Below are 19,664 nucleotides of genomic sequence, written 5' to 3' on the forward strand. Positions count from 1 at the left end.
ACACATCAACGCCGCCCCACTCGGCCCGGTTCCACCGGGCCACGGTCAAGCCCGGAGGCTTTCGGCCCGCGGGCCCCGGGCTTCCGCGCTGCGCGCCCTGCACCGACGACCCGCAGTGCGGAACGCCCACCACCGTCCGCGACCAGGACTCCGGCGTCTCCGCGAACCGCCCCGTCAGCGGACGGTGACCGGCAGGGTCTCGTAGCCGCGCAGGACCAGGCGGTCGCGCCGGGTGGGCACGCCGCCGGGGGCGAGCCGGGGGAAGCGGTCGAGCAGCGCCGGAACGGCCACCTCGGCCTCCATCCGGGCGAGCCGCGAGCCGAGGCAGAAGTGCGCGCCGCCGCCGAAGCTGAGCGGCTGGCTGTCGGTGCGGTCCGGGTCGAACAGCTCCGGGCGCCGGTAGCGGGCCGGGTCGTGGTTGGCGGCGCCCAGCAGGACCATCACCCACGTGCCGGCCGGCGCCGGAACGCCCGCCACGTCCAGCCCGTCGGCGACCGCGAGCCGGGTGGTGAGCTGCACCGGTGAGTCGAAGCGCAGCACCTCGTCGGTGAAGAGCGCGGGGGCGACCGCGCCGGTGCGCAGCCCGGCAGCCGTCTCCGGGTGGCGGAACAGCAGCGCGAGCCCGTTGCCCAGCAGATTGGTGGTGGTCTCGAAGCCGGCCACCAGCAACAGGACCAGGTTGGCCAGCAGCTCCCGGCCCGAGATCCGCCCGGGCGCCTCGGCGGCGATCCGGGCGAGGTCGCTGACCAGGTCGTCCTGGGGGCGGGCCCGGCGCTCGGCGACCAGCGCGGTGAAGTAGCCGGCGAGCTCGTCGGCGGCGGTGTCGGCGGCGTCGAGCTCGCCGAGGTCCTGGATCAGCTCCAGGGCGATGGTGAGGTCCCCGGCGAGGCCGCGGAAGCGGTAGCGGTCCTGCGGGGGCACGCCGAGCAGCTCGCAGATCACCTCGACCGGCAGCCGGAAGGCGAAGGCGTCCATGAAGTCGACGGGTGCGCCGTCCGCGCCCCGCTCGGCCAGGCCGTCCAGCAGCCGGGCGACCGCCGCCTCGACGGCCGGGCGGAGCGCGGCCACCCGGCGGGCGTTGAAGGCGGAGGCGAGCAGCGAGCGGACCCGGCCGTGGTCGGGCGCGTTGCGCTGCAGGACCGAGCGGCCGAGCAGCGTGACGGAGGCGTGCGCGGCGAGCCGGGAGTCCGCCTCCACCAGGGCCTCGGTGTCCTCCAGCGCGAAGGCGGGGTTGCGCAGCACCTGGTTGGCGGCGGCGTGTCCGATCGCCAGGACGGTGCCCGCCCCGGCCGGCGCGGCGGCGCCCAGTTCGTGCGCCCGGGCGTACAGCGGGTACGGATCCGACCTGCCCTCGGTGGTCATCAGCCGCTCGATGATCGACGAGCCGTCCATCCCGCCCTCCCCCTCCGGAAGCCCAAGTCCTGTACGGTGAACCGCCGTTGGCCCGGCTGGAGTTCCCGCTCGGTTCGGGTCCGCCCGATCGGGAGGGGCGGTCGGTAGGCTGGCGGCATGGAGATCTGGATCAATCCCCGCTGCGGGAAGTGCCGGACGGCGCTCGGCGAGCTGGAGGCCGTGGGCGCGGAGTACACCGTGCGGCGCTACCTGGAGGACCCGCCGACCGCCGCCGAGCTGGAGCAGGTGCTGCAGCGGCTGGCGCTGGAGCCGTGGGACATCACCAGACTGGACGAGCAGGCCGCCAAGGACCTCGGGATGAAGCAGTGGACCCGGGAGCCCGGCGACCGGGCGCGCTGGATCGCGGCGATGGCCGAGCACCCGATCCTGATCCAGCGCCCGATCATCACCGCGGACGACGGCCACGCCGTGGTGGCCCGGACCCCCGAGGTGCTCAAGTCGGTCCTGCCGCGGCAGGCCTGATCCCGCCCGGACCGGCGCCGCCGTCAGTGCCGCTGGATCCGCTCCACCGGCTTGCCCGGATGCCACGAGGTGATCACCAGGTGCTCCCCCTCCACGGCGGTGTGCACCACCTGCTCCAGGTCCAGCCGGAACGCGTGGTACGGGCCGGGCGGCGGCTCCGGCAGATCGGCCTCGTAGCCGGCCAGCTCGGCCTGGTCGGTGATCTCGACGGCCCGGCCGGAGACCTTGGAGTCGCCGCCCTCCATCGTCTCGTCGCCCGGGTGCGCGTGCAGGGCGAAGCGGCCGTCCCGCTGGAGGTCGCGCGCCTTCACCGCCCCGAACATCGACCCGAGGGTGAGGTCGGCACCGATGAACTCCACCTCGGTGCCGCTCACCCGCGGTGAACCGTCCTTGCGCAGCGTCGCCAGGACGTGGTGCTTGTTGGCCTCGAAGCGGGCCCGTACGGCGGGGGCCAGGTCCGGTGCCTCGTGCTCGAAATCCTGCCAGGTAGCCATGGGCCCAGTGTGGCACCGGTCACCGACGACGCCCGTGCGCGATCGGCCGGACGGCCGGTGGCGCACGGGCGTCGTCGGCGCGCGCGTCCGCGGTGAGCGGGGCGTTGTCGGTGCGTGGTGCCACACTGGCGAGGTGACCACCACGACCACCTACATCGCGTTCCTGCGGGCCGTCAACGTCGGCGGCCGGACGGTGACGATGGAGCGGCTGCGGGCCCTGTTCGGCGAGCTGGGCCTCGGCAACGTGCGCTCGTACATCCAGAGCGGCAACATCTTCTTCACCGTCGACGAGGGCTCGGCCGACGCGGCGGACCGCGCCGCGCTCACCCGGCGGATCGAGGAGCACCTGGCCGCGGCGCTGGGCTACCCCGTCCCGGTGATGCTGCGCACCGTCGAGGAGGTCGAGGCGGTGCTCGCCGCCGAGCCGTTCGCGGGCGTCGAGGCCACCCCGGACGTCCGGCTCGTCGTCAACTTCCTCTCCGAGCCGCTGCCCGCGGACTTCCCCGTCCCGTACACCTCGCCGAAGGGCGACTACGAGGTGATCGGCGCCGATCCGGGCACCGCCTTCGTCGTGGTCCACCTGCGGGACGGCCGCTGGAAGGCCCCCGCCAACCTCTTCGGCCCGTCCTTCCGCGGCTCGGCCACGGCCCGGTTCCTGCACACCACCGCCAAGATCCTGGCCGCCGCCAAGAAGAGCTGACGCCGGGACGGCGGGCGGCGGTTCCCCGGGGGCGGTTCCCGGGGCGTTGCCGGCGGCGGTGCCCGTCCGCGGACGGGACCGGCAATCTGGACAGGTGGGGGCGGGTGAGCCGACAATCGGGCCATGACGTCTCCTGAGATCCGGACGCGCGTGGTCCGGCCGTCCGAGGTCGAGCGGGAGCACGCGCTCGGGGTACTGCGCGAGGGGGCCGGCAGCGGCCGGCTCTCGCACGAGACCTTCCTCGGGCGGATGGAGCTGGTGCTGCACGCCAACAGCCGGGCCGAGCTGGACGAGGCGATGGCGGACCTTCCGGCCGGGAACCGGTTCGGGCGGTTCGTGCTGCGCGCGGTGGGCCAGGTCTCCGCCTTCGGGGTCCGGCTGCGCGGGGCGTGGCGGTTCGAGCGGCTGCCGGGACTGAGCCTGCCGCAGGACGGGGCCGCGCAGTTGACGATCGGTCGGGTGCCGGGCTCCGGGCTGCGGCTGCACGACATCTCGGTGTCGCGCCACCACGCCGAGCTGCGCCGGGAGGGCGACGGCTGGGTGCTGTACGACCTCGGGTCGACCAACGGCACCCATGTGAACGGCCTCCGGATCGCGGGCGGCGTCCGGGTGCGCCCGGGCGACCAGGTCCGGTTCGGCAACCTGGAGTTCCGGCTCGCCTCGGGCTGAGCCGGACGGGCGCCCGGGCGGCCCTCAGTGCGGGAACTGCCGGGGTGGCCGCTGGGCGGGCAGGCCGTCGCGGAACTCCTCGATCACCGTGCTGATCTGACGGGTCAGCACGGTGTGCTCGATCAGCTCCAGGTACCGGTGCTCCGCCGCCAGCGCCTCGACGGTGACGCCGAAGTAGAGCGTCATCAAGGGATTGACGAAGAGCTCGCTGGACCGGGTGCGGTCGGTGAACCGCACGTCGCCGAACTCGCCGCGCAGTGCGGCCGCCACCGAGCCGTTGACGATGCTCGGGTGTTCGGGGAAGGCGGCCCTGGCGTGCTCGACGGCGTCGAGGTAGAGCACGCCCTCCCGGCTGTCGCGCGGGATGGAGAAGGCGCCGAGGTAGCCGCCGGCCCGCTCGATCGCGGCGAGGTTCTCCAGCACCAGCGCGTGGTTGACGCCGTGGAAGGCGTCGACCCCGAAGCCCAGGCAGGCGACCAGGCGCTCGGCCACGCCGGTCAGTCCGGCCACCGCGGCGAGGCTGGCCATGTCCTCCTCCGGGGTGCCCAGCCCGGCCTCGTCGCCGCGCATCAGGATGTCGGTGCCGCCGTCGACCAGCAGGACGGCGTCGACGGAGAGACGGCCGGTGAGCGCCCGGTAGGCGTCGCGCAGCGGCCGCACGCCGACCGAGGGGAACGCCCAGACGGTGTCCGGCATGCGGTGCCGGTGCAGCCAGCGGGCGAGCGTCCGCTCCGGGAAGTAGCCCTCGGGGCCCGGGGTGTCCGGGCCGATCCGGGCGACGTCGGGCTCCAGCCAGACGTCGGCGGGCAGGCCGTAGAGGTGGGTGAAGGAGAGGTTGGCCAGGTGCACCTCCTTGCCGGCCGCGCGCAGCGCGAGGGCCAGCGGGAGGCCCGCGTACACGTCGAAGCCGCCGCCCGCACCGGCGATCAGGATCCGTTCGGCGGCCAGCAGACGGGTGATCAGCGGCGGCTGGAGGAGGGAGGTCACGGCGGGACGGTAGCAGGACCCGGCGGGGCGACTGTCGGTGGGCGGTGCGAGGATGCGGACATGACCCAGGACACCGAGCTCACGTTCGACGTACGACGCGAGGCCGAGGAGCGCGCCCGCGAGTTGATCCGCTGTGGCTTCCAGGAGGCGGACGAGCTGGCCGAGTCGCTGGTCGACGAGTTCGAGGAGGAGGGGCTGACGGAGGAGGACGCCGAGGAGATCGTCGCGCCGCTCTGGCGGGAGCGGCTGGCCGAGCAGGCGTCCTGGCCGGAGACGACGGACGTGGACCGGCTGGAGGAGGCGTTCGACGCGCTGGAGGATCAGGGCGTCGTCGCGGCGATGGACTTCACCTGCTGCGCGAGCTGCGGCTACGCGGAGATCGGCGGCGAGGCGGACGACGACTCGCGCGGCTTCGTCTTCTTCCACCAGCAGGACACCGAGAGCGCGGCCGCCGGGCACGGGCTGATGCTGCGGTACGGGGGGTTCCGGGCCGACGGCGAGTCGAAGGAGTCGGCGGAGCGGCGGACGGTGGAGATCGGCCGCGAGGTGGTGGCGGCGCTGGAGGCGGCCGGCCTGACCGTGGAGTGGGACGGCTCGCCGGCCAAGGCGATCTGCGTCACCCCGCTGACCTGGCTCAACCGCCTGCCCGAGTAGGGCCCGTCCGGCGCGGGCCGCCCCTCACGCCGGGGCGGTGGAGCGCCCGATCCTTCAGGGGGACACCGGAGTCGACGGCGCGAGAACGCTCTCGACGCCGGCCACGACGATGGCCACGCCGCGTTCGAAGCGGCGGTCGAAGTCCCCGAAGATGTCCTGCCCCGCGGCGGCGGCCAGTTCGTGCGCGGGGTCGATCGCGGCGGCCCGCCGCTCCGGGTCGTAGCCGGGTGACCGCTCCCCCGGCACGGGGTGGATGGCCTGCTCCTCGATCACGAAGCCGATGGTGTACGCGTACCCGGTGGTGAACGCCTGCACGGCGTCGGCCAGTTCGAAGCCGGACCGGGTGAACACCGCCAGCAGGGCGTGCTGCGCCCCGGCGTGACCGTGGTCGGTGAGCCGGGTACCGCTGAAGACCTTGGCGCCGTCCCGGTAGCCGAGCAGGGCGGTGCGCAGCCCGCGGCAGGTGAGGGCGAGCGCCTCCTGCCAGGTGTCCGGCGGGGTGACCGGGCCGGCGGACATCCGGCGGAGCATCTCGGTGGCCATCGCGTCCAGCAGCGCCTGCTTGTTGGCGAAGTGCCAGTACAACGCGGGCGCCTTGACGTCCAGTTCGGTGGCGATGCGGCGCAGGGTGAGGCCGTCGAGGCCGGTCTCGTCGAGCAGCCGCAGTGCGGTGTCGACGACCTGCGCGGGGTCCAGCTTCGGTGCCACTGCGGCTCACCCTTCCTGTTTCGGCCCGGCGGTCGGCCGGCTCGGTCCACCCCCTCCGGCCCTCCATCTTCGCCCGTGCTCCGCCGTTGACAATTTAACGCCGTTAAGTGCATGCTCTCCCCACCGGCCGACTTAACGCCGTTAAGGAGAGCACCATGCAGCTTGCCCAGCACCCGGACCAGCACCCTCACCAGCACCCCGAGCGGACCGACGTCCTGATCGTCGGCGCCGGCCCGACCGGCCTCACCCTGGCCTGCGACCTCGCCCGCCGCGGCGTCGCCGCCCTGCTGGTCGAGCGCGCCGGGGCGCTCTTCCCGGGCTCGCGCGGCAAGGGACTGCAGCCGCGCACCCAGGAGGTCTTCGACGATCTCGGCGTCCTGCCCGCCGTGCGGGCGGCCGGCGGGTACTACCCGCGGATGATGTCCTGGAAGGACGGCGAGCGGCAGGGCGAGTGGGACCTGATGGAGCGGAGCACGGCGGCCGACCCGACCGTCCCGTACCCGGACGTCTGGATGGTCCCGCAGTGGCGCACCCAGGAGATCCTGCACGGCCGGCTGCGGGAGCTCGGCGGCGAGGTCCGCTTCGGCGCCGAGCTCACCGGCCTGGAGCAGCACCCCGACCGGGTCGAGGCCACGCTGACCGGCCCGGACGGCACCACCCGGACGGTGACGGCCCGGTACCTGGTGGCGGCGGACGGCGGGCGCGGTGCGGTCCGGCGACTGGCCGGCATCCCGATGGCCGGCGAGCAGGTCGACCCGAACCCGTCCCTGGTCGCGGACGTCGAGGTCGCCGGCCTCGACCGCGACAACTGGCACTTCTGGCAGGACGGGCCGGGCGGGGTGCTGCTGCTCTGCCCGCTGCCCGGCACCGACGACTTCCAGCTGCTGGCCCAGTTCGGCGCGGACGAGCAGCCGGAGGCGTCGGCGGACGCGGTGCGCGAGCTGGTCGCGGCCCGCACCCACCTCGACGCCGCGGCGGTCGGCGCGGTGCGCTGGGCCTCCGTCTTCCGGCCGAGCGCCGCACTGGCCGAGCGGTTCCGGTCCGGCCGGGTGTTCCTCGCGGGCGACGCCGCGCACATCCACTCCCCGGCGGGCGGCCAGGGCCTCAACACCAGCATCCAGGACGCCTACAACCTGGGCTGGAAGCTGGGCCAGGTGCTGCTGCACGACGCGCCCGAGGAGCTGCTGGACAGCTACGAGGAGGAGCGGCTGCCGGTCGCCGCCGAGGTGCTGGAGATGTCCACCGCGCTGCACCGCGCGGGCACCGTCCGCACGACCCGGCGGCGGGGGGCGCGGACGGAGCAGCTGGGCCTCGCCTACCCGGACGGCCCGCTCACCGTGGAGGCGCGCCCGCGGCCCGCCGAGGACGCGCTGCAGGCGGGCGACCGCGCGCCGGACGCGCCGCTGGACGGCTCACCGGCCGGGGGCCGGCTGTTCGACCTGTTCCGCGGCCCGCACGTGACGGTGCTCGCCGTCGGCCGCGAGCTGCCCGCCGTACCGGCCGGGGTGCGGGCGCACCGGGTGGACGGCGAGGTGGCGGTCGGGGCGTACGGCCGGGGGCTCTTCGTCGTCCGGCCGGACGGCTACGTCGGGCTGGCCACCGACGACCCGGCCGACCTGCCGGGGTACCTGGCCCGGCTGGGCATCCGCTGAGCCCGGGAAACCCAAGGCGTGCGGCATATCCGTCCGACATGTGCCACGCGCGTAGATCGCGGGCCCGGAAAAACGGCCCCGGCTCACTCGGCGGCGCCGTCCCGGACGTCGGAGGGGCCCCAGAGCAGGGCGGTGCAGCGCTGGTAGGTCGACTGCCAGTGCGGCCAGTTGCGGGCCACGTCGTCGTCGCAGTCCGCGATCAGCCGCTCGACCACCGCCGGCTCGACGCCGTCCAGCAGCCAGGCCAGCGCGTCGGCGGTGCCGGGCCCGTCGGCCGAGCGGAGCAGGTCCAGCAGCTCCGGCAGGCCGCCGATCCGGGAGGCCTCGGTGAACACCAGCTCCATCCGGGGCAGCAGCTGGCGCTCCTCGATCCGCAGGTGGGTCTCCAGCCGGGCCGCGAGGTCCTCCATCGCGTAGGCGACCGGCCAGGCGCTGCCGGCGTCCCGGCTGGCGATCCGGACCAGGGTGGTGACCCGGGTGAACGAGTGGTCGAGGTTGTGGTGGTCCGCCTCCAGCCAGTTGAGCAGCAGCCGCAGCTCGGGCGCGAAGCGGCTGACGATCGGCCAGATCCGGGTGTCCTGCTGCTCGTGGTGGCAGGTCAGCATCGCGTTGACGAAGTGCCAGTGCCGCAGCAGCGCCTCGCCCTTCTCGTCCTCGCCGGGCTGGAGCAGCCGCAGCGCGTTGGGCAGCCGCGCCAGGTCGCGGCGGAGCGCGGCGTGCACCAGGCGCAGCCCGGCGAACCGGAGGGCCTGCGGCTCCTCGCACGCGGCCCGCTCGCGCTCGGAGCCCGCCTCGGCGGGGACGGCGGGCAGGGACGCTACGGGCAGCAGATGGCTCGGCATGACACTCTCTTCACGGCTTGGCACGGCTGACGGAGTCGCCACGGGCGGATTCGCGGCGGCGGAAGGCGCTCCCACCACAGTGGCCGCAGTTGATCAGAGCCGAATCAATGTCCGATTGACGTGCAGGTCAGAGGCCGGGGAGAGGGTCAGGGCGGGGCCGGGAGCAGAGCCGGGAAGAGGGCCGGTGCGGGGCCGGGAAGAAGGCCCGGAAGAGGGCCGGGTCCAGGGCCGGGGCGAGCCCGGGTCAGCCGTCGGGCGAGGGCCGCGCGAGCCGGGGCCGGCGCCCGGTGCGGAGTCCACCCGCGGAAACACGTCCGCGGAAACACGTCCGCCGGCGCCGGGGGCCACGGGGGGCCACCGGCGCCGGCGGGGCGCGGTACCGATCAGTCGCTCTGCGGGCCCGCCAGGTTCTTGCTGAGCCACTGCAGGGTGTCCGGGATCATCTTCTTGAAGTCGCTGGTGAGGTGCTTGCCGCCGGGCTGCTCGTAGTACTCGATGGAGAGCGGCGGGGTGGCCTTGGCGACCCACGCCTTGACCAGCTTGGTCTCGTACGCGTTGGCGCCGCCGGCGGTCACCAGCATCTTCACGTCGGCCTTGCCGAGGCCGACCAGCGCCTCGGGGCTGTTGGCCTGCCGCTCCTGCTCGTGGCCCTTCCAGAGGCCCGAGTCCGGGTTGAAGTAGCCGTCGATCGGCACGGCCGCCTTGAACTTGTCGGGGTGCTGGAGGGCGAGCTTGGCGCTGCAGAAGGCGCCGGTGGAGGCGCCCATCAGGCCCCAGCCGTCGCGGCCCTTCACGGTGCGGAAGTTGGCGCGGACGAAGTCCGGGATGTCCTCGGCCATCCAGGTGCCCATCTTCGGCTGGCCGGGGATGTCGGCGCAGTCCAGGGCGTTCTTCTCGTCGGAGTTGAAGTTCTGCACCGGCATGATCATGATGAACGGATGGGCCTTGCCGGCCTTCGACAGCTCGGCGTCCACCTGCTGGATCGGGAGCTGGTCGTCGGTCCAGGTGTTGTAGCCGTTGCTCTGCCCGCCCGCGTACAGGGTGAGCACCGGGAAGCCGGTCTTGGCGAACTTCGGGTCGTTGTACTCCGGCGGCAGCCAGACCCAGACCTTTCCGGACACGCCCGACTTGGGCCCGGTCAGCGTGGTCACCAGGATCTGGCCGGCGGCGGTGTCCCGGGCCTTGGTGAGGGCGGCGGCGGGCCCGGTCGGCATCAGCACCTTGCCGGAGGCGGCCGGGGCGCTGCTGGGCGCGGCGGCGGAGGTGCTGCCGGCGGCCGACGGGGTGCCGGGGGTGGTGCCGCCGTTCGCGGTACCGGCGCTCGCGGTACCGGCGGCCTTGGCACTGTCCCCCTTCCCGCTGTCGCCCGAACTGCCACAGGCCGCCAGGGAGGCGGCCAGGGTGAAGGCGGCGGCGCCGGTCAGGACGGCGCGGATGCGGGTGGACTGCGGCTGCACGGTGTGGACTCTCCGACCGGTGTCGCGCCCGCTCCGTCGGGAGGCGGGCGGTGGCCCCCGGGTGGGGCCGGACAGCCCGGGGCGCGACGTCGTTCGTACCCCCCGGGGCGGCGGCGCGCCGACCCTCGCGGGGGCTCGCCGTCCTGCGATCTTATGACGTGGGCCGGAGCGTGCCGGTTGCGCCTCGGCCAGCGCCGATCCAATGTTTGTTCCCGATCCGGTAAAAGTTTCGGTCCGCCCTGCCGATCGGCGGGGACCATCCCCGTCGAACGGCGGGGAGCACAGCCGGACGGGTGCCGGGACGGCCGCGCTTTGGGCCCTCGCACCAGTGACTCCGGGCCCCCGGACCGGGGACGATCAGTTCGCCCGTACCACCGCCGGAGGAGTCCGCCATGCCCCAGCAGATCGCCGTCGTCACCGGAGCCGGGAGCGGGGTCGGGCGCGCCGTGGCCGTGGAGCTGGCCGCGGCCGGCTGGCGGCTGGTGCTCGCCGGACGGCGGGAGGCGCCGCTGCGCGAGACGGCCGGCCTCTGTGCGGCGGCCGCACCGGACGGTTCCGGGGCGGCCGCGGTGCCGACCGACGTCACCGACCCGGCGGCGGTGGACGCGCTGTTCGCCGCGGCGGCCGACCGGTTCGGCCGGGTCGACCTGCTGTTCAACAACGCCGGGACGTTCGGCGCCCCCACCCCGGTGGACGAGCTGGACGTGGCCGAGTGGCGGGCCGTGGTCGACCTCAACCTGACCGGGGCCTTCCTCTGCGCGCGGGCCGCGTTCCGGCAGATGAAGGCCCAGGATCCGCAGGGCGGCCGGATCATCAACAACGGCTCGATCTCGGCGCACGTGCCGCGCCCGCACTCGATCGCGTACACCGCGACCAAGCACGCCGTCACCGGGCTGACCAAGTCGCTCTCGCTGGACGGGCGCCCGTACCGGATCGCCTGCGGGCAGATCGACATCGGCAACGCCGCCACCGACATGACGGCGGCGATGAGCGTCGGCGTGCGGCAGGCGGACGGGCGGGTCGCCGTGGAGCCGACGATGGACGTGGCCGACGTGGCCCGGACGGTGCGGCACATGGCCGGGCTGCCGCTGGAGGCCAACGTGCAGTTCGCCACCGTGATGGCGACCGCCATGCCGTACATCGGGCGGGGCTGAGCCTCCGGCGGGCACCCGGCGGGGCCCGACCCGAGCCACCCGCGCCGCGCGGTCCGCGGCGCGACGGGCCGACGGCCGCCCACCGGCTCACCGGGTGGGCGACCGTCGGGCCGTGCCGTCAGTTCCGCCAGGTGTCGTTCAGCGTCACCGTGCCCGAGGCGGGCACCGTCGCCGTCCGGTTGGCCCCGGACTCCCAGGTCACCGCGCCGGAGGCGTCCTTGCGGACGTACTTGTACTCGAAGGCCGTGCCGGCGGGCATCGCCACGTCCAGCTTCCAGACCGGGTAGGCGGCCGAGGAGAGCGGCAGCGCCCGGGCCGGGTCCCAGTTGCCGAGGGTGGCGTTGTTGCCGACCACGTAGACGTTCTGGCCGTACACGGTGGTGGCGTTGACCGCGAAGGACGCGCCGCCGCTCACCGGGACGCCGCCGGAGCCGCCCGGCGCGCCGACGTACAGCGCCACCGCGTCGCCCGCGCCGACGGTGGCGGTGAACCGGCCGTCCGAGCCGACGGTGTACGACGGGCCGGTGCAGCCGCCCGCGGCCGGGTCGCCGTGCTGGACGTCGCAGTACGAGCCGGCGGGCAGCGAGGTCTGGAAGGTCTGGGTGACCGGGCCGGACTCGCGGTTGACCGCCACGAAGCCCTTGGCGCCCCGGCCGAAGGCGATCGCGTTGTTGCCGTTGGACCACCAGTTGGTGATCCCGGTGCCCGCCACCGCGTTGCGGAAGCCGACCATGTTGGCCACCTGCCGCCAGGCGTGGGTGCAGTTCCAGCCGTCGGTGTAGCAGGCGTTGACGGTGCCCCCGTTCGGCGGGCCGTCGTCGTGGCCGGTGAAGGCGTAGCCGGAGTAGACGTTGGGCGCGCCGTACGGGTGGGCCAGCATGAAGACGTTGGCCAGGGTGTAGGCGGAGCCGTCCTTGTAGGTCAGGGTGGAGCCGTTGCGCTCGGTGTCCCAGTTGTCGACGAAGGTGCGGGCCTTGTCGGTGGGCAGCAGGCCCGAGCCCCAGGTGGCGAGGTCGGCGAGCCGGCCGCCCTGGAAGGCGCTCTTGAGCCAGGTGCCGGAGCGGAACTCGTCCACGTCGCCGGTGCCGGTGTACTCGGAGGGCTGGATCGGCTCGCCGCCGCCGTAGATGACCTCCTGGACCCAGTACGCGTTGGGGTTGGCCGTCTTGCCCTTGATCCCGGCGAGGTCGGTGGCGGCGATGTGCTTGGCCGCGTCGATCCGGTAGCCGTCGACGCCGAGCGAGGCCAGGTCGTCGAGGTAGTGGGCGATGGTCTGCTGGACGTAGGAGCTGCCGGTGTCGAGGTCGGAGAGGTTGACCAGCTCGCAGTTCTGCACGTTGCCGCGGTCGTTGTAGTTGCTGATCGCGGTGCGGCAGGAGTGGAAGTCCCAGTCCTGGTAGTACCCGGGGTAGTTGTACTTGGTGTACGCCGTCCCGCCGGTGCCGGTGCCCGAACCGGCCGACATGTGGTTGATCACCGAGTCGGCGATGACCTTGACCCCGGCCGCGTGGCAGGTGTCGATCATGCTCTTGAAGGACGCCCGGTCGCCCAGGCGCCCGGCTATCTTGTAGCTCACCGGCTGGTAGGAGGTCCACCACTGGCTGCCCTGGATGTGTTCCTGGGGCGGCGAGACCTCGACGAAGCCGTAGCCCTTCGGGCCGAGCGTGTCGGTGCAGGCCTTGGCGACCGAGTCGAAGCGCCATTCGAAGAGCGTCGCCGTGACGTCCTTGCCGCTGCCGGGCGGGGTGGCCAGGGCGGTGGGGGCCGCGCCGAAGGCCGCGGTGAGCGAGAGCGCGAGCGCCGCCGAGGCGGTCAGCGCGCCGGCCGTTCTGGCACGCCGGCGGGTGGGGGCGGTGGTGACCACGATGTCTCCTGGGGGCTGGGGTGGGGGCAGCCTGGGGTACCGCTCGTGAAAGCTTGCTGAAACTTTCCGGAAACTTGCAGCGCCGAACCTAGGCTTGTGGCAAGAGCCCGTCAAGGCCCTGGAAGCAACGTTTCCGCAGCTCCGGAAAACTCGTGTGCGACTTTCCCGCCCGCCGCGGCGTGCAGAGTGATGACAGCACAGCCGACGAACAGCGCACGGGGGACCAATGAGCGGGGCGGGCGACTTCGAGGAGTTCGCGGCCAACCGGGCCGGACGGCTCTTCCAGGTCGCCTACCTGATGTGCGGCGACTGGCACCAGGCCCAGGACCTCGTGCAGACCACCCTGGCCAAGATGTACTCGGTCTGGGGCCGGCTGCGCCGCGGCGAGGACGACCCCTCGCTCGACGCCTACGCCCGCAAGGTGCTGCTGCGCTGCTACCTGTCGCACCGCCGGCTGCGCCGCTCCGGCGAGATCGCCGTCGCCGACCTGCCCGACTCCCCCACTGCGCTCGACGACCTCACCGGGACCGGCACCGAACTGCGGCTCACCCTGGTCGCCGCCCTGCGCACGCTGCCCCCGCGCAACCGGGCGGTGGTGGTGCTGCGCTACCTGGAGGACCACTCCATCGAGGCGGTCGCCGAGATGCTCGGCACCAGCCCGGCCGCCGTCAAGGGCCTCTCCACCCGCTCGCTGGCCCGGCTGCGCGAGATCCTCGCCGACGACCGCGAACTGCTGCTCCAGCCCTGACCCCCGCCCCCCGCACCAGAGCCCCACCGACCCGACGAGGACCCCGCCTTGGCCCCCGCACCGGAACCCGACCCGGACGCCGTCGTCCCGGACCCCACCCCGGACCTGGACCCGGACCCGGCCGTGGCCCTGGACCCGGCCCCGGTCCTGGACCTGGACCTGGACCCGGTCCTGGACCTCGGTCCGGAGGCCGACCGGCGCCTCGAACACGAGCTCGGCCGCCTGCTCAGCGCCGGCGTCCAGGGCCTGCACCCGCCCGTCGCCGTGATGCTCGCCGAGGCCACCCGGCGCGGCCGCGTGCTGCACCGGCGCCGCCGGATCGGCCAGGCCGCCTCGGCCGCCGCCGTCCTCGCGCTGGCCGCCACCCTGGCGCTCACCGGCCTGCCGCGGACGCCCGGACCGGAGCAGGGCGACGCGCCGGCCGCGCCCACCGCCACCGCCTCCCGCGCGCCCGCCCCCGAGCAGCTGCGGGAGCGACAGCGCACCGCCCTGCGCGACACCCTGACCCGCCTGCTCGGCCCCGGCGCCCGGCTGGACGCCGAACCCGGTGCCGACCAGCTCACCCTCGACCCGGCGGCCGACGCCGTGCTGTGGACCAGGTACGACGACGGCCGGGGCGCGGCCACGCTCTCGGTCGAGGTGCACGGCCCGGCCTCCCGGGCCACCGCGCCGTCCTGCGACGACCGCACGGACGCGTTGAACCGGGCCGGCTACCACTGCTCCCGCGAACCCGGCCCCGGCCCGGACCCGCAGATCGTCGAGATCCTGGAGACCTCGGACACCGCCTGGGTCACCTACCGGATCTGGACGCCGTTCCCGGACGGCACCCGGGTCGCGCTCGCCGTCCACAACGGCACCCTGCACGACTCCGACGACCCGTCGTTCAACCCGCGCCGCACCCGGGACACCCCGCCGTCCGAACTGGCCCGGTGGCAGCAGATCACCGCCGACCAGGCCTGGCGGCAGGTCCCGGGGCTCGCGGACCGCGGCACGTCCTAGGGTCCGACGTCGTCCGTGGGATCGGACGGTGTCCGAGGGGCCCGGACGGCGCTCGTAAGGCCTAGACGGCGTCCGGCCCGCGCTCGCCGGTGCGGACCCGGACGATGGTCTCCACCGGCACCGACCAGACCTTGCCGTCGCCGATCTTCCCGGTGCGGGCGGCGCGGACGATCTCCTCCATCACCCGCTCGGCGTCCTCGTCCTCCACCACGACCTCGATCCGCGCCTTGGGCACCAGGTCGATCCGGTACTCGGCGCCCCGGTAGACCTCGGTGTGCCCGTGCTGCCGGCCGTACCCGCTGGCCTCGGTGACGGTCAGTCCGTGCACGCCGACGGCCTGCAGCGCGTTCTTGACCTCGTCCAGCTTGAACGGCTTGACGATCGCGGTGATCAGCTTCATGCGGAGGGGGCCCTGTCGGACGGGTGCGTGAGCACGGTGGTGGTGGCGTGGGCGGTCGTGCCGTGCCCCAGGACGCCGTGATCGTACGCGGTCTCGGCGTGCACGGCGAGGTCCAGACCGGTGAGTTCGTGCTCTTCACTGGCACGGAAGCCCATCAGCCGGTCGATCGCCCACCCGATCCCGTACGTCACGGCGAAGGCGTACAGCGCGACCGCGACGATCGCCACCAGTTGCTTGCCGAGCTGGCCCGCGCCGCCGCCGTGCAGCAGGCCGGCCGGGCCGCCCGTCATCGCGGTGGTGGCGAACAGGCCGATCAGCGCGGTGCCGATGACGCCGGCCACGAAGTGCACGCCCACCACGTCCAGCGAGTCGTCGAAGCCGAGGCGGAACTTCCAGCTGACGGCGTACGAGCAGACCACGCCCGCGGCCAGCCCGATCACCAGCGCGCCCACCAGGTCGACGCTGCCGCAGGACGGGGTGATCGCGACCAGGCCGGCCACCGCGCCGGAGGCCGCGCCGAGCGTGGTGGCGTGGCCGTCCCGGCGCTTCTCCACCAGCAGCCAGCCGAGCAGCCCGGTGCAGCCGGCCGCCTGGGTGTTGAGCAGCGCGGACGCGGCCAGGCCGTTGGCGCCCAGCGCCGAGCCCGCGTTGAAGCCGAACCAGCCGAACCAGAGCAGGCCCGCGCCGAGCAGCACCAGCGGCAGGCTGTGCGGGCGCATCGCCTCCTTCCGGAAGCCGATCCGCGGACCGAGCAGCAGGGCCAGGGCCAGGCCGCTCGCACCGCAGTTGACCTCCACCACGGTGCCGCCGGCGAAGTCCAGCGCGCCGAGCTCCGACAGGATCCAGCCGCCGGGCGCGAACACCCAGTGCGCCACCGGGACGTAGACCAGCAGCGTCCAGACGGCGGTGAAGGCCACCCAGGAGCCGAACCTGGCCCGGTCCGCGATGGCGCCGCTGATCAGCGCGGCGGTGATGATCGCGAAGGTCAGCTGGAAGGTGGCGAACAACACGGTGGGCACGTGCCCGGTGAGCGAGGCGGGGGTGATCCCGGCCATCCCCAGGTGGTCGAGGCCGCCGATCAGGCCCCAGCCGCCGGCGTCCGGCGCGAACGCGAGCGAGTAGCCGGCCAGCAGCCAGACCACGGTGACCACGGCGATCGAGACGAAGCTCATCATGATCATGTTGAGCACGCTCTTGGTGCGCACCATGCCGCCGTAGAACAGCGCCAGACCGGGGGTCATCAGCAGGACGAGCGCGGTGCTGGCCAGCAGCCAGGCGGTGTCGCCGGTGTCGGGGCCGGGCGACGGGTCAGCCAGGAACATACGAGGGCGCCTTCCAACAGGCCTGCGTCAGGGGAGTTCCGCAGGTCGATGGGAGAGTGTTGCGAGAGCGGATTTCCGGTCGCGGACGGCCGCGTTTCACCCGTGTTTCGTGTTGCCCGGGGGTTGCCCGGCCGTTGCCGCGGCGTTTCCGGAACCTCACCGTTCCGGGGCGCACGACACAGGGCCCGGCAGCCGTGGCTGCCGGGCCCTGTCCCTGTCTCACCTGGTTCCGCCGGCGCTACCGGCGCGGGTTCAGCTCGTGGCGATCGAGGTGTCGTCGACCACGAAGCTCGTCTGCAGCGAGGAGTCCTCGGTGCCGTTGAACTTCAGGGTGACCGTCTGGCCCGCGTAGGCCGAGAGGTCGAAGGTGCGCAGCTGGTAGCCGGAGGCCGCGTCCACGTTGGAGTAGGTCTTCAGCGTGGTGCCGTTGACCGAGACGGCCAGCTTGTCGTACACCGTCGAGCCGGACTCGGCGGTGTCGATGTGCAGGTAGAAGCTGAGCGTGGCCTTGCAGTTGGCCGGGATGGTCACCGTCTGGGAGAGGGTGTCCGTGTGGGTCGAGCCGTAGCCGTTCAGCCAGGCCTTCCAGGTGCCGCCGTGCGCGGCCTGCGACGAGCTGTTGTCGACGACGCCGCTGGTGGCGGTCCACGGCGCGGCGGAGCCGGTCTCGAAGCCGGCGTTGCCGAGCAGCTGGGCCGGGGTGCAGTTGGAGGTGGTGTCGGTGACCGCCCAGGTGAAGCTGGCGGTACCGGTCTTGCCCGCCGCGTCCTTGGCCGTCACGGTCACGTTGGACGTGCCGACGGTGGTCGGGGTGCCGGTGATGACGCCGGTCGAGGCGTTGATCGACAGGCCGGCCGGCAGGCCGGTGGCCGAGTAGGACAGCGGGGCGGTGCCGCCGCTGGCCTTGATGGCCAGGTTGACCGCGGTGCCGACCTTGGTGCTCTGGTTGCCCGGGCTGGTGACGGTGACGCCACCCGGGTTCGGGGGCACGGTGCCGACGTTGACGGCGGCCCAGGCGGTGCCGACCTGGATCCACTCGGGGCTGTTCTCGCCGTAGAGGTCCTTGGCGGCGCTCAGCGTCGCGGTGCGGGCGTCGGCGTAGTTGGTGGTGGAGGTCATGTACGTGGTCAGCGCCTTGTACCAGACCTGCAGCGCCTTGTCCCGGCCGATGCCGGTGACGGCGATGTTGTTGTACGTCGGGCTGTTGTAGCTGACGCCGTTGATGACCTTGGCGCCGCCGCCCTCGGCCAGCAGGTAGAAGAAGTGGTTGCCGACGCCCGAGGAGTAGTGGACGTCCTTGTTGCCGACGGTGGAGGACCAGTAGTCGGCCGACTGGCCGTCCTTGGACGGCTTGTCCATGTAGCGCAGCGGCGTGCCGTTGCCGTTGATGTCGATGAGCTCGCCGACCAGGTAGTCCGGGTTGTCGGCGGGCAGGTTGGCGTAGAACTCGACGGCGTTGCCGAAGATGTCCGAGGTGGCCTCGTTGAGGCCGCCGGACTCGCCCGAGTAGTTCAGGTTGGCGGTGGCCGAGGTGACGCCGTGGCTCATCTCGTGGCCGGCCACGTCGAGCTCGGTCAGCGGGTGGGTGTTGGCGTCGCCGTCACCGTAGGTCATGCAGAAGCAGTCGTCGTCCCAGAACGCGTTCACGTAGTTGTTGTCGTAGTGAACGCGGCTGAAGGCGCCGACGCCGTTGTTCTTGATGCCGAGGCGGCCGAAGGTGTTCTTGTAGAAGTCCCAGGTCGCGGCGGCGCCGAACTGGGCGTCGACGGCGGCGGACTCGCTGTTGCTGGCCTGGCCGTTGCCCCAGGTGTCGCTGCTCTTGGCGTAGAGCGTGCCGTTGCCCGTCGTCCCGTGGTTCATGTTGGTGGTGTACTGGCCACCGCGGCTGCCGTCCTTGAGCTGGAACTGCGACCCGCTCTGGGTGGTGGTCAGCGACACGTTGCCGACGAAGACGCCGGTGCCGGAGCCGGTCTTGATGCCCTCGGCCTTGCTCAGCACGGCGCCGGTGGCGGCGTCGGTGACCACGTGCAGGCGGCTCGGGGTGCCGTCCGACTCCTTGCCGGAGACGACGGTCTCCCAGGCGAGCTTCGGGGTGCCCTCGGCGGCCCAGACGACCAGGCGGGGGGCCTTGTCGAGGGCGGAGCCGGCCTCGGCGGCGAGCGCGGCCTCCTGCGCCTTCGGCGCGGCCAGCTTGGGCGTGGTGTCCACGCCGGTCAGAACGGCCTGGCTGGCCTTGGTCACACCCTGGGTGGCACCGGTGGCGTCCTGGTGGACGATCAGGTCGCCGCCGAGCACCGGGAGTCCGGCGTAGGTGCGCTCGTAGCGCAGGTGGCGGGCGCCGTTGGCGTCCTGGACGACGTCCTTGGTGACCAGCTTCTCCTCGCTGCCCAGGCCCAGGCTCTGGGCGAGGGTGGAGGTCTGCTGGGTCGCGGAGGCGAGGAGCTCGGCGCGGCTCGCCTGCTGGGCGGCGACGGCGGCCGGGGCGTCCGGAGCGGCCGCCTGCGCGATGACCGGGATGCCGGTCACCAGCAGCGCGGTGGTGGCGGCCATGACAACCGCCGCCTTCCGGGCCTGGGTGTAACGGGACATGCGGACTCCTTTTCCGACCGACGCGGGTTCGCGAGCGGTGGAGAGAACCTGGCCGCAGGGTTGCGGCGCAGTGGGGGCCCCCGCCGCCGGTGCGCGACGCGGGTGCGGTTTTCGCGGAGCGAGGTGGAGCGGTTTCCGACAGGGGACGCGCTGTTCCTGACCTGGCACGGCCGCACCGGGGGGTGGGGCCCCCTCGTCTGCAGCCGGAGGAATCGTGGCAGCAAACGAGCCGTTAATGACAGATGCATGCCACGGATTGGCCGATTAGCGACCGAAACCGTATACCGGCCGGCCCCTTGACTGTGTTACAGGCGTGGGAACTCGTGACGACCGTTTTCATTTTCGCCGGACCGTTCGGCCACCCCCGGCGGGCACTGACCAGTGCTCCCGACGGCCGCCGCGGCCGCGTCCCGGGCGACAGCGCCGCGCGGGCGCGACACGTCACTGTTCCGGCCGTGCCAGCGACTGTTTTCGGCCAACCGGGGGCCGGCCGGTCCGGAACCGCCCGGGCCCCGCACCGCCACGAGGCGGTACGGGGCCCGTTTCCGGC

Annotated in this window: 18 protein-coding genes; 8 read left to right on the plus strand and 10 right to left on the minus strand. The window is 73.3% G+C overall.

Features of this window, described 5'->3' with window-relative positions; translation table 11 throughout:
- Nucleotides 1-174: 174 nt before the first annotated feature.
- Entirely contained in the window at nucleotides 175-1,392 is a 1,218-nt protein-coding gene (locus ACFVHB_RS19185; protein WP_380323129.1) for a cytochrome P450, read from the minus strand.
- Between the two features lie 117 nt (nucleotides 1,393-1,509).
- Between ACFVHB_RS19185 and ACFVHB_RS19190 the strand changes: the two genes are divergently transcribed.
- A complete protein-coding gene (locus tag ACFVHB_RS19190) occupies nucleotides 1,510-1,875 on the plus strand; it encodes an arsenate reductase family protein (RefSeq protein ID WP_380323132.1) in 366 nt (121 codons plus the stop codon).
- Between the two features lie 23 nt (nucleotides 1,876-1,898).
- Here the strand turns inward: ACFVHB_RS19190 and ACFVHB_RS19195 are convergent, their stop codons facing one another.
- Complete coding sequence (locus tag ACFVHB_RS19195) at nucleotides 1,899-2,369, minus strand: pyridoxamine 5'-phosphate oxidase family protein (protein ID WP_380323135.1); 471 nt, start codon at nucleotides 2,367-2,369, stop codon at nucleotides 1,899-1,901.
- Between the two features lie 133 nt (nucleotides 2,370-2,502).
- On the opposite strand from ACFVHB_RS19195, the gene ACFVHB_RS19200 reads away from it, so the two are divergent.
- Together ACFVHB_RS19200 and ACFVHB_RS19205 are read left to right on the plus strand one after the other, a co-directional pair.
- Entirely contained in the window at nucleotides 2,503-3,069 is a 567-nt protein-coding gene (locus ACFVHB_RS19200) for a DUF1697 domain-containing protein (RefSeq protein WP_380323138.1), read from the plus strand.
- 123 nt (nucleotides 3,070-3,192) lie between these two features.
- Nucleotides 3,193-3,738 carry an FHA domain-containing protein gene (locus ACFVHB_RS19205; RefSeq protein WP_380323141.1) on the plus strand — a complete coding sequence of 182 codons (546 nt, stop codon included), beginning with the start codon at nucleotides 3,193-3,195 and terminating at the stop codon, nucleotides 3,736-3,738.
- Between the two features lie 24 nt (nucleotides 3,739-3,762).
- Here the strand turns inward: ACFVHB_RS19205 and ACFVHB_RS19210 are convergent, their stop codons facing one another.
- The gene (locus tag ACFVHB_RS19210; protein ID WP_380323144.1) at nucleotides 3,763-4,725 is read right to left on the minus strand and encodes a DUF1152 domain-containing protein; all 963 of its coding nucleotides are present in this window, start codon (nucleotides 4,723-4,725) and stop codon (nucleotides 3,763-3,765) included.
- A 60-nt stretch (nucleotides 4,726-4,785) separates the two neighbouring features.
- On the opposite strand from ACFVHB_RS19210, the gene ACFVHB_RS19215 reads away from it, so the two are divergent.
- A complete protein-coding gene (locus ACFVHB_RS19215) occupies nucleotides 4,786-5,379 on the plus strand; it encodes a DUF6891 domain-containing protein (RefSeq protein WP_380323147.1) in 594 nt (197 codons plus the stop codon).
- Nucleotides 5,380-5,433: 54 nt separating this feature from the next.
- Here ACFVHB_RS19215 and ACFVHB_RS19220 read toward each other — a convergent pair whose 3' ends face one another.
- A complete protein-coding gene (locus ACFVHB_RS19220; protein ID WP_380323150.1) occupies nucleotides 5,434-6,087 on the minus strand; it encodes a TetR/AcrR family transcriptional regulator C-terminal domain-containing protein in 654 nt (217 codons plus the stop codon).
- 155 nt (nucleotides 6,088-6,242) lie between these two features.
- Between ACFVHB_RS19220 and ACFVHB_RS19225 the strand changes: the two genes are divergently transcribed.
- Nucleotides 6,243-7,739, plus strand: coding sequence for an FAD-dependent monooxygenase (locus ACFVHB_RS19225; RefSeq protein WP_380323153.1), 1,497 nt, complete (start codon nucleotides 6,243-6,245; stop codon nucleotides 7,737-7,739).
- Between the two features lie 83 nt (nucleotides 7,740-7,822).
- On the opposite strand, the gene ACFVHB_RS19230 is transcribed toward ACFVHB_RS19225, so the two are convergent.
- Both ACFVHB_RS19230 and ACFVHB_RS19235 read right to left on the minus strand, forming a co-directional pair.
- Nucleotides 7,823-8,581 (minus strand): hemerythrin domain-containing protein, encoded by a 759-nt coding sequence (locus ACFVHB_RS19230; protein WP_380323156.1) that lies wholly within the window; start codon nucleotides 8,579-8,581, stop codon nucleotides 7,823-7,825.
- 383 nt (nucleotides 8,582-8,964) lie between these two features.
- Nucleotides 8,965-10,038 (minus strand): alpha/beta hydrolase, encoded by a 1,074-nt coding sequence (locus ACFVHB_RS19235; RefSeq protein ID WP_380323159.1) that lies wholly within the window; start codon nucleotides 10,036-10,038, stop codon nucleotides 8,965-8,967.
- A gap of 392 nt (nucleotides 10,039-10,430) precedes the next feature.
- On the opposite strand from ACFVHB_RS19235, the gene ACFVHB_RS19240 reads away from it, so the two are divergent.
- Nucleotides 10,431-11,192 (plus strand): SDR family oxidoreductase, encoded by a 762-nt coding sequence (locus ACFVHB_RS19240; RefSeq protein WP_380323162.1) that lies wholly within the window; start codon nucleotides 10,431-10,433, stop codon nucleotides 11,190-11,192.
- A 118-nt stretch (nucleotides 11,193-11,310) separates the two neighbouring features.
- On the opposite strand, the gene ACFVHB_RS19245 is transcribed toward ACFVHB_RS19240, so the two are convergent.
- Entirely contained in the window at nucleotides 11,311-13,056 is a 1,746-nt protein-coding gene (locus ACFVHB_RS19245) for a carbohydrate-binding module family 20 domain-containing protein (RefSeq protein ID WP_380323165.1), read from the minus strand.
- Between the two features lie 226 nt (nucleotides 13,057-13,282).
- Between ACFVHB_RS19245 and ACFVHB_RS19250 the strand changes: the two genes are divergently transcribed.
- Together ACFVHB_RS19250 and ACFVHB_RS19255 are read left to right on the plus strand one after the other, a co-directional pair.
- Nucleotides 13,283-13,804, plus strand: coding sequence for a SigE family RNA polymerase sigma factor (locus ACFVHB_RS19250; protein ID WP_380323168.1), 522 nt, complete (start codon nucleotides 13,283-13,285; stop codon nucleotides 13,802-13,804).
- Between the two features lie 48 nt (nucleotides 13,805-13,852).
- Complete coding sequence (locus ACFVHB_RS19255; RefSeq protein ID WP_380323171.1) at nucleotides 13,853-14,803, plus strand: hypothetical protein; 951 nt, start codon at nucleotides 13,853-13,855, stop codon at nucleotides 14,801-14,803.
- 61 nt (nucleotides 14,804-14,864) lie between these two features.
- Here the strand turns inward: ACFVHB_RS19255 and ACFVHB_RS19260 are convergent, their stop codons facing one another.
- The 3 genes from ACFVHB_RS19260 to ACFVHB_RS19270 all read right to left on the minus strand — a co-directional run bounded on the left by ACFVHB_RS19260 (nucleotide 14,865) and on the right by ACFVHB_RS19270 (nucleotide 19,114).
- Nucleotides 14,865-15,203: a P-II family nitrogen regulator gene (locus ACFVHB_RS19260; protein WP_380323173.1), complete on the minus strand. Its 339-nt coding sequence runs from the start codon at nucleotides 15,201-15,203 to the stop codon at nucleotides 14,865-14,867.
- Nucleotides 15,200-16,525 (minus strand): ammonium transporter, encoded by a 1,326-nt coding sequence (locus tag ACFVHB_RS19265; RefSeq protein WP_380323176.1) that lies wholly within the window; start codon nucleotides 16,523-16,525, stop codon nucleotides 15,200-15,202. The genes ACFVHB_RS19260 and ACFVHB_RS19265 overlap by 4 nt, the downstream gene beginning before the upstream one ends.
- A gap of 252 nt (nucleotides 16,526-16,777) precedes the next feature.
- The gene (locus tag ACFVHB_RS19270; protein ID WP_380323179.1) at nucleotides 16,778-19,114 is read right to left on the minus strand and encodes a M4 family metallopeptidase; all 2,337 of its coding nucleotides are present in this window, start codon (nucleotides 19,112-19,114) and stop codon (nucleotides 16,778-16,780) included.
- Nucleotides 19,115-19,664: the final 550 nt, after the last annotated feature.

Origin of the sequence: Kitasatospora sp. NPDC127111 (assembly GCF_042677465.1) — a bacterium.
Lineage (GTDB): Bacteria > Actinomycetota > Actinomycetes > Streptomycetales > Streptomycetaceae > Kitasatospora.